Origin of the sequence: Actinomycetospora chlora (assembly GCF_039542135.1) — a bacterium.
GTDB classification, from domain to species: domain Bacteria; phylum Actinomycetota; class Actinomycetes; order Mycobacteriales; family Pseudonocardiaceae; genus Actinomycetospora; species Actinomycetospora chlora.
Window position 1 is genome coordinate 11,819 of sequence record NZ_BAABHO010000009.1, and the last position, 9,229, is coordinate 21,047.

The window sequence follows — 9,229 nt, forward strand, 5'->3', positions numbered from 1 at the left end:
CGACCCCTCTCGCTACAGCAACGCGGCGGCGACCGCGTGGACGTCGGTGGGCAGGCCCTGCACCGCGATCTCGTCCACGACCGTCGGCGCCCAGCGGTCGAGGTCGCGACGGACCTTGGCGGCCGGGCCGACGAGCGCGACCTGCTCGACGAGCTCGGTGGGGATCGCCGCGGCGGCGTCGGCCTTCCGGCCGGACAGGTACAGCTCCTGGACGCGCTCGGCGACGGCGCCGTACCCCATCCGCACGAACACGTCGTGGTGGAAGTTGGCGCCCCGGGCGCCCATCCCGCCCATGTAGAGCGCCAGCTCCGGACGCACGCGGTCGGCGGCGCGCTCGACGTCGTCGTCGAGCACCACCGGCACGGTGGCGACGACCTCGAAGCCGTCGGGACGGCCGCCCGGGCGCCGAGCGAACCCCTCGGCCAGCGCGTCGCGGTAGAGGTCGTCGAAGGCCGGGGCGAAGAACATGGCGTGCCAGCCGTCGGCGATCTCGGCCGCGAGGGCGACGTTGCGCGGCCCCTCGGCGCCCAGCCAGACCGGGAGCCGCTCGCGGAGAGGGTGCAGCGACGACCTCAGCGGCTTGCCCAGACCCGTCACGCCCGGCCCCGGGGCCGCGGGCAGGTGGTGGAACTCGCCGGCGTACGTCACCGGCTCACGGCGGGCCAGGGCCTGCCGCAGGACGGCCACGTACTCGCGCGTGCGGGCCAACGGGCGGCCGTAGGGCACGCCGTGCCAGCCCTCGGAGACCTGCGGGCCGGACGCGCCGACGCCGAGCACGACCCGCCCGCCGGAGAGGTGGTCGAGGGTCGTCGCCGCCATCGCCGTCGCCGTCGGGGTGCGCGCGGGGATCTGTGCGATCGCCGAGCCGAGCCGGACCCGGCGCGTCAGGGCGGCGGCGGCGCCGAGCGTCGTGAACACGTCGGAGCCGTAGGCCTCGGCGAACCACAGCGAGGCGAAGCCGGCGTCGTCGACCGCCCGCAGGCGGTCGGCGAGGTCGGCGGGCGGTGCGCCGGCGAAGTGTCCCGCGTTGATGCCGACGCGCATCAGCCGGCGTACAGCTCGGCGTAGCGCGCGCGCAGCTTGTACTTGAGGATCTTGCCGCCGACCGTCTCGGGCAGCTCCTCGGCGAACACGACCGCCTTGGGCGTCTCGTAACCGCCGAGCCGGGCCCGGCAGTGGGCGACGAGCTCGTCGCCGGTGACCTCGGCGCCCGGCGCCGGCACCACCACGGCGGTGACCGCCTCGCCCCAGCGGTCGTGCGGCAGGCCCACGACGGCCGCCCGGGCGACGCCGGGGTGCTCGTAGAGCACGGCCTCGACGCGCAGGCTCGAGACGTTCTCGCCGCCGGACTTCACGATGTCCTTGATGCGGTCGACCGCGATCCGCAGGCCGTCCCCGTCGACCGCGGCGCTGTCGCCGGAGTGGAACCAGCCGCCGCGGAAGGCCTCGCGGGTGGCCTCCTCGTTCTTGTAGTAGCCCGCGGTGATGATCGGGCTGCGGTAGACCGCCTCCCCGGCGACACCGGGCCGGTCGCGCAGCGACGTCCCGACCTCGTCGACGACGTCGGACGCGAGCAGGGGGCTGGGCAGGCCGACGTAGTTGGTGGCCGGCGCGGTGCGCTCGTAGGTGTCCGGCCACTTGGCCGGCCAGAACCGGTGGCAGGCGATGGCCTCGGTCTGCCCGAAGATGCCGAGCACCACGAGGTCCTCCCCGGCGTGGTCGAGCAGCGCGCGGTAGACCGGGGGCGCCAGCGCGCCCCAGCCGTACACCAGGACGCCCAGGCTGGACACGTCGTGCCCGCCCGCCTCGACGTGGGCGACGAGCGCCGCGACGAACTGGGGCGACCCGGCCCAGAGCGCGGTGATCCGCTCCTCCGCGACCGCCGCGACGACCTGGTCGGGCACCGGGCGCCGTCCCAGGACGAGCGAGCCGCCGGCCAGGAACGCCGAGAGCGTGAAGATCAGGTCGCCGACGTGGTAGACGACCGGCAGGTACGTGCCGACCCGCAGGTCGCCCTCGAGGCGCACGCCGCGGGTGAGCGAGAGGGCGAAGTTCATCGCGGCGAGGTAGCTCGACGCGTGGGAGGTCATGACCCCCTTGGGCATCGCCGTCGTGCCCGAGGTGAACAGCATCTCCCAGATGTCGTCGCCGTGGATCTCCACGTCGGGTTCGTCGCGCGGCTGCGCGTCGACGAACGCGGTGAACGACGGGCTGCCCGCCTCCGGCGCGCCGCCGATCGCGATGGTGGCGCCGACGGCCAGGCCGGTCCGCTCGAACGCCGCGCTCGCGCGGGGCCAGAGCTCGGCGTCGACGATCGCGAGGGCCGGCTCGGCGTGACCGACGAGGTAGGACACGACGTCCTCGGCCAGGTTGGGGTTGAGCGGCATGGCGACCATGCCCGCCTTCGCGATGCCGATCTTGGCGAGGAAGGCCTCGACGGAGTTCTCGCAGAACAGCAGCACCCGGTCGCCCGGCACCAGCCCGGCCGCGGCGAGGGCGTGCGCCACCTGGTTGGCCACCGCGTCGGCCTCGCGGTAGGTCAGCGACGCGAACCGCGGGTCGCCGTACGCGCCCGGGCGCCCGACGATCGCCGTCTTGTCCGGGTAGCTCCACGTGAGCCGCTCGAACACGTCACCGACCGACGTGCGCTCCCAGCGCTGCACGGCGCGGCGCCCGCGCAGGGTGGTGACGTCGAACGTCGGGCTCTCGGTGACCGTGTCCACGCGGGCCTCCCTGCCGCCGGGTGTGACCCACAGCATCGGGGCCGGGACGCCGCGGGCGCAAGACCGGAGTCATCCGCGGTTCACTGACCGTGTCGCGGCGTGCTCCCGCACCCCGTCGAGCCCGAGGCAGTCTCGGCCCATGCGCTCGAGCAGCTGCGCCACGCGCTCGGCCGGCAGCCCGCTGTGGTGGAACAGCACGGCCTGGGTGGTGCCGATCGCGGCGTGGACGGTGAGCCGCAGCTCGGCGTCGGAGAGGTCGCGGCGCAGCGGGGCCAGGACCACCACCCACTCCTCGACGTAGTGGCGCTGCGCGCGCCGCAGGCGCCGGAGGTCCTCCTCCGGCAGGTTGTGCGCCTCGCGGTGGTAGACCTGCAGGAGGCGGCGCTGCTCGATGGCGATGCGGACGTGGTTCTCCACGAGGCTCTCCACCGCCGCCCGGTCGTCGGCCGCGCCGGTGACGATGGCGTCGGCCGTGCGCTCCAGCTCGTCCATGACCTGCCCGAGCAGGGCGGCGAGCAGGGCGGACTTGCTCGGGAAGTGGCGGTAGATCCCCGACCCCACGATGCCGGCGGCCGGACCGATGTCCGCCATGCCGACGGCGTGGTACCCGTGACGGGCGACGAGGTCGGCCGCCGCGGCCAGGATGCGCTCCTTGCGCGCGGGGTCGCGACGTCGCCGCGGCGGGTGCTCCGTGCCCTCGCCCAGGACGACCTCGGTGAGCGGCGGGGGGTGCACCACGTCGACGGGTGCCCCCTCGCGCGCCGGGGGGCGGGCCGACGGGTCCGTCCCGACGCCGTCGCCGCGCTCGTCGGTCCCGGTCACGTCCCCACCTCCGTCGCGGCCGGGGCGACGGCCCCCGCCGATCCCGCGGACGGCCTTGCGCCGCCGTAGTGAACGATGATGCACTACCGGGGCGCTCGCCGACAGCCCGAGCGCGGGTGACGCGAGGGAGCGAGCGTGGACCTGCAGGAGACCGACGAGCACCGCGCGCTGCGCGCGACCCTCCGCGACATCGCCGGGGCGTTCGGTCCCGCCTACTACGTCGAGCGCGCCGAGGCCGGCGAGCCGTGCACCGAGCTGTGGCACGAGCTCGGCAAGAGCGGCTTCCTGGGGATCAACCTCCCCGAGGAGCACGGTGGCGGCGGCGCCGGGCTCGTGGAGCTGGCGATGGTCGTGGAGGAGACGGCCGCCGCGGGCTGCCCCCTGCTGCTCCTGCTGGTCTCCGCGGCCATCTCCGGCGAGGTCATCGGCGCCTTCGGCACCCCGGAGCAGCAGCGCACGTGGCTGCCGCGCCTGGCCTCCGGCGAGTCCAAGGTCGTCTTCGGCATCACCGAGCCGGAGGCGGGCTCCAACACCCACCGGCTCGCCACCACGGCCCGCCGCGTCGGCGACGAGTACGTCGTGCGCGGCACGAAGCACTACATCTCCGGGGTCGACGAGGCCGACGCCCTGCTGCTGGTCACGCGCACGGGCACCGACGAGCGCACGGGGCGCGCGCAGCTCTCCCTGCTGATCGTCCCCACCGACGCCCCCGGCCTGGTCGCCACGCCGCTGCCGGTGTCCGCGAAGCTGCCCGAGAAGCAGTTCGTCCTGCACCTCGACGACGTCCGCGTGCCCGCCGACGCCGTCGTCGGCGAGGAGGGCGGGGGCCTGCACCAGGTCTTCCACGGCCTCAACCCGGAGCGGGTCACCGGGGCGGCGCTGTGTGTCGGCGTGGCCCGCCACGTCCTCGGGAAGGCCGCGGAGTACGCCAACACCCGCGCCGTCTGGGACACCCCGATCGCGGCCCACCAGGGCGTGTCGCACCCGCTGGCCAAGGCCAAGATCGAGACCGAGCTGGCCGCGCTGATGACCACCAAGGCGGCCTGGTTCCACGACCGCGGGCTGCCCGCCGGCGAGGCGTCGAACATGGCGAAGTACGCCGCCGCCGAGGCCGCGCACGCCGCCGCCGAGGCCGCCATCCAGACCCACGGGGGCAACGGGCTGGCCACCGAGTACGGCCTGCTCCCCTACTGGGGCCTGGCGCGGCTGCTGCAGATCGCACCGGTCAGCCGGGAGATGGTCCTCAACTACGTCGCCCAGCACAGCCTCGGGCTCGCCCGGTCCTACTGAGTCGATCGAGGGGGAGCGCGCGTGACCACCGTCCTGTCCTCGCAGCTGCGCACCAGCGACGAGACCTACCAGCAGAACTACAAGGCCCAGGAGCAGATCCTCGCCGAGCTCGACGAGCAGGTGGCCGCCGCGATCGCCGGCGGCGGACCCCGCTACCAGCAGCGCCACCACGACCGCGGCCGGCTGCTGGCCCGCGAGCGGATCGAGCTGCTGCTCGACCGCGACGCCTCCTTCCTGGAGCTCTCGACCCTCGCGGCCTGGGGCTCGCAGTTCGTCGTCGGCGCCAGCGTGATCACCGGCATCGGCGTCGTCTCCGGCGTCGAGTGCGTGCTCATCGCCCACGACCCGACGGTGCGCGGCGGGGCGATGAACCCCTACTCGCTGAAGAAGACGCTGCGGGCCCTGGAGATCGCGCGGGTCAACCGCCTGCCGGTGATCAACCTCGTCGAGTCGGGCGGGGCGGACCTGCCGACGCAGTCGGAGCTCTTCGTCCACGCCGGCAAGATCTTCCACGACCTCACCGAGCTGTCCTCGCTGGCGATCCCGACGATCGCGCTCGTGTTCGGCAACTCCACCGCCGGCGGGGCGTACGTGCCGGGCATGTGCGACTACGCGGTGATGGTCGACCGGCAGGCCAAGGTGTTCCTCGGCGGGCCGCCGCTGGTCAAGATGGCCACCGGCGAGGACGCCGACGACGAGGAGCTCGGCGGCGCCGCGATGCACGCCAAGGTCTCCGGGCTGGCCGACCACTTCGCCGTCGACGAGCGCGACGCCATCCGCCTCGGGCGCCAGATCGTCGGCGAGCTGCACTGGCACAAGCTCGGCCCGGCCCCGACCCTGCCGGCCGACGAGCCCCTCTACGACCCCGACGAGCTGCTGGGCATCGCCCCGGCCGACATCAAGGTGCCGTTCGACCCGCGCGAGGTGCTCGCCCGCGTCGTCGACGGGTCGCGGTTCGGGGAGTACAAGCCGTTGTGGGGCACCAGCCTGGTCACGGGCTGGGCGTCGATCCACGGCTATCCGGTCGGCGTCCTCGCCAACGCCCGCGGGGTGCTGTTCAGCGAGGAGGCCAAGAAGGCCAGCGAGTTCATCCAGCTCGCCAACCAGACCGACACGCCGCTGGTGTTCCTGCAGAACACCACGGGCTACATGGTCGGCAAGCACTACGAGCAGGGCGGGATCATCAAGGACGGCTCCAAGATGATCAACTCCGTGGCCAACAGCACCGTCCCGCACATCACGGTCAACCTCGCCGCCTCGTTCGGGGCCGGCAACTACGGGATGTCGGGCCGCGCCTACGACCCGCGGCTGATGTTCTCCTGGGCCGGCGCCAAGCTCGCCGTCATGGGCGCCACCCAGCTCGCCGGTGTCCTCTCGATCGTCGCCCGGCAGAGCGCCGAGTCGTCCGGACGCGCGTTCGACGTCGAGGCCGACGAGCGCCAGCGCGCCGCCATCGAGGCGCAGATCGCCGAGGAGTCGCACTCCTTCTTCGTCACCGCGCGGCTCTACGACGACGGCCTGATCGACCCGCGCGACACCCGCACGGTGCTGGGCATCGCCCTGTCCGCCGCCCACTCGAACCACGTCGCCGGCCGGCGTGGCTACGGCGTCTTCCGGATGTGACCCCCGTGATCACCAAGCTGCTGGTCGCCAACCGCGGCGAGATCGCCGAGCGCGTCATCCGCTCCGCGCGGGCGCTCGACGTCGCCACCGTCGCCGTCTTCTCCGACCCGGACGCCGACGCCCCCTTCGTCACCCTGGCCGACGAGGCCGTCCACCTCCCCGGCGCCGCGCCCGCGGAGACCTACCTGCGCGCCGAGGCGATCGTCGCGGCCGCGGTGGCCACGGGCGCCGACGCCGTCCACCCCGGCTACGGCTTCCTCTCGGAGAACGCCGGCTTCGCCCGCCGGTGCGCCGACGCGGGCCTGGTGTTCGTCGGCCCGCCGGTCGCGGCCATCGAGGCCATGGGCTCCAAGATCGCGGCCAAGGAGCTGATGGCCCGTGCCGGCGTGCCGGTCCTGCCGGGGGCGGTCGTCGACGACGACCGCCTGGCCGCGGACCCGCAGGCGCTGCGGGCGATGGCCGAGGAGATCGGCTTCCCGGTGCTGGTCAAGGCCGCGTTCGGCGGCGGCGGGCGCGGGATGCGCATCGTGCACGACGCCGACGAGGTCGCGGACGCCGTGGCCGGCGCACGACGCGAGGCGGCGTCCGCGTTCGGCGACGGGACGGTGTTCCTCGAGCGGTTCGTCGAGGACCCACGCCACGTCGAGGTGCAGATCCTCGGCGACACCCACGGCACCGTCGTGCACCTCTTCGAGCGCGAGTGCTCGATCCAGCGCCGCTACCAGAAGATCGTCGAGGAGGCCCCCTCCCCCGCGGTCGACGCGGCGCTGCGCGAGGAGCTCGGCCGCGCCGCCGTCGCCGCCGGGGAGGCCATCGGCTACACCGGCGCGGGCACCGTCGAGTTCGTCCTGTCCGCCACCGGGGAGTTCTTCTTCCTCGAGGTCAACACCCGCCTTCAGGTGGAGCACCCCGTCACCGAGGAGGTCACCGGGCTCGACCTCGTCGCCCTGCAGCTGCAGGTCGCCGAGGGCGAGCCGCTGCCCCCCGAGGTCCTCGGCGCGACGCTGCACGGCCACGCGATCGAGGCCCGGCTCTACGCCGAGGACCCGGCGCACGACTACCGGCCCGGCAGCGGGACGCTGCACCGCTTCGCGGTGCCCGAGCTGCCCGGCGTGCGCGTCGACAGCGGGGTGCGCAGCGGGTCGGTGGTCGGCACCCACTACGACCCGATGCTCGCCAAGGTCATCGCGCACGGGGCCACCCGCGGGCAGGCCGCGCGGCGCCTCGCCCGGGCCCTCGCCGAGGCCCGCATCCACGGGCTCGTCACCAACCGCGACCTGCTCGTCGGCATCCTGCGCGAGCCCGAGTTCCTCGCCGGCCGCACCGACACCGGCTACCTCACCCGCCACGGTCCCGCCCGGCTCGCCGCCGGTCCCGCGCCGCGGGCCGCCGCGGCCCGGCGGGTGCACGCGCTGGCGGCGGCGCTCGCCGACCGGGCCGGACGCCGCGCCGACCCGCCGGCCCAGCGCCCGGTGCCCAGCGGCTGGCGCAACGTCGTGAGCGCCCCGCAGGTCGCGACGTTCCTCCTCGGGGAGGAGGAGGTCGTGGTCGCCTACCGCCGCACCCGCACCGGGTGGTGGGCGTCGGTCGACGGGGAGCCCGTGACCGGCCTGCTCGTGCACGCCGCGACCGCCGACGCGGTCGACCTCGAGGTCGACGGCGTGCGGCGCACCGTGGCACTGCACCGCGTCGGGGCCACGGTGCACGGGGACAGCCCGCTCGGCGCGACCGAGCTCGTCGACGTCGAGCGCCTGCCGGTACCGGGCACGGAGGCCGCGCCGGGCTCGCTGTTCGCCCCCATGCCGGGCACGGTGGTCCGCGTGCTCGCCGAGCCCGGCCAGGCCGTGGCGGCCGGCACGACGGTGCTCGTGTTCGAGGCCATGAAGATGGAGCACCAGGTCAAGGCGCCGGTCGACGGCGTGGTGGCCGACCTGCTGGTCGCCCTCGGCGACACCGTCGACACCGGCGAGGTGCTCGCCGTGATCACCACCGAGGAGGAGGGTGCCGCGTGAGCGCCGTGCGCTACGAGGTCACCGGGGGTGTGGCCTGGCTGACGATCGACCGGCCCGAGGCCCGCAACGCGCTGTCGAAGGAGGTCCGCGACGGCCTGTTCGACGGGGTCCACCGGTTCAACGCCGACGCGGAGGCGAAGGTCCTCGTGCTCACCGGCGCCGGCGAGAAGGCGTTCTGCGCGGGGGGCGACCTCAAGGAGATGTCGCAGACCGCGCTGCAGGTGCCCCCGCCGGACTTCCTGCCCCAGTTCGGCCGCAACGTCGACGTCGCCAAGCCGACCATCGCCGCCGTCAACGGGGTCGCCTACGCCGGCGGGTTCCTGCTCGCCCAGCAGTGCGACCTCGTGGTCGCCGCCGACCACGCCCGCTTCGCGATCTCCGAGGTCAAGGTCGGTCGCGGGGCGCCGTGGGCGGCGCCGCTGTCCTGGCTCGTCCCCCCGCGCATCGCCCTCGAGCTGCTCCTCACCGGCGACCCCCTGGACGCCCACCGGGCCCACGAGGTCGGGCTGGTCAACCACGTCGTGCCCGCCGCCGAGCTGCGGGAGCACGCCCAGCGCCTCGGCGAGCGGATCGCGGGCAACGCCCCGCTCTCGGTGCTCGCGGGCAAGCGGACGGCCTACCTCTCGGCGACCCACCCCCGCGAGGAGGCCTACGCCCGCGCCGAGGAGATCTGGGATCCGGTGTACCGCTCGGCCGACGCCCAGGAGGGCCCGGCCGCGTTCGCCGCCAAGCGCACCCCCGTCTGGCAGGGCCGCTGAG

Annotated in this window: 7 protein-coding genes; 4 read left to right on the top strand and 3 right to left on the bottom strand. The window is 74.6% G+C overall.

The window, feature by feature from the left end; translation table 11 throughout:
- Positions 1–12: 12 nt before the first annotated feature.
- From ABD994_RS07575 to ABD994_RS07585, 3 genes are all read right to left on the bottom strand, one after another.
- Positions 13–1,044: an LLM class F420-dependent oxidoreductase gene (locus ABD994_RS07575; protein WP_345412513.1), complete on the bottom strand. Its 1,032-nt coding sequence runs from the start codon at positions 1,042–1,044 to the stop codon at positions 13–15.
- Entirely contained in the window at positions 1,044–2,723 is a 1,680-nt protein-coding gene (locus ABD994_RS07580; RefSeq protein ID WP_345412515.1) for an AMP-binding protein, read from the bottom strand. Before ABD994_RS07580 ends, ABD994_RS07575 begins: the two co-directional genes overlap by 1 nt.
- Positions 2,724–2,792: 69 nt before the next feature.
- Positions 2,793–3,545, bottom strand: a complete 753-nt coding sequence (locus tag ABD994_RS07585; RefSeq protein ID WP_345412517.1) for a TetR/AcrR family transcriptional regulator — start codon at positions 3,543–3,545, stop codon at positions 2,793–2,795.
- A gap of 135 nt (positions 3,546–3,680) precedes the next feature.
- Between ABD994_RS07585 and ABD994_RS07590 the strand changes: the two genes are divergently transcribed.
- Genes ABD994_RS07590 through ABD994_RS07605 form a run of 4 tightly spaced genes read left to right on the top strand, consistent with a single transcriptional unit; the run spans position 3,681 to position 9,228 of the window.
- Positions 3,681–4,835 (top strand): acyl-CoA dehydrogenase family protein, encoded by a 1,155-nt coding sequence (locus ABD994_RS07590; RefSeq protein WP_345412519.1) that lies wholly within the window; start codon positions 3,681–3,683, stop codon positions 4,833–4,835.
- A 21-nt stretch (positions 4,836–4,856) separates the two neighbouring features.
- Positions 4,857–6,458: an acyl-CoA carboxylase subunit beta gene (locus tag ABD994_RS07595; protein WP_345412521.1), complete on the top strand. Its 1,602-nt coding sequence runs from the start codon at positions 4,857–4,859 to the stop codon at positions 6,456–6,458.
- Between the two features lie 5 nt (positions 6,459–6,463).
- Complete coding sequence (locus ABD994_RS07600) at positions 6,464–8,470, top strand: ATP-binding protein (RefSeq protein WP_345412523.1); 2,007 nt, start codon at positions 6,464–6,466, stop codon at positions 8,468–8,470.
- The gene (locus ABD994_RS07605; protein ID WP_345412525.1) at positions 8,467–9,228 is read left to right on the top strand and encodes an enoyl-CoA hydratase/isomerase family protein; all 762 of its coding nucleotides are present in this window, start codon (positions 8,467–8,469) and stop codon (positions 9,226–9,228) included. The genes ABD994_RS07600 and ABD994_RS07605 overlap by 4 nt, the downstream gene beginning before the upstream one ends.
- Position 9,229: the final 1 nt, after the last annotated feature.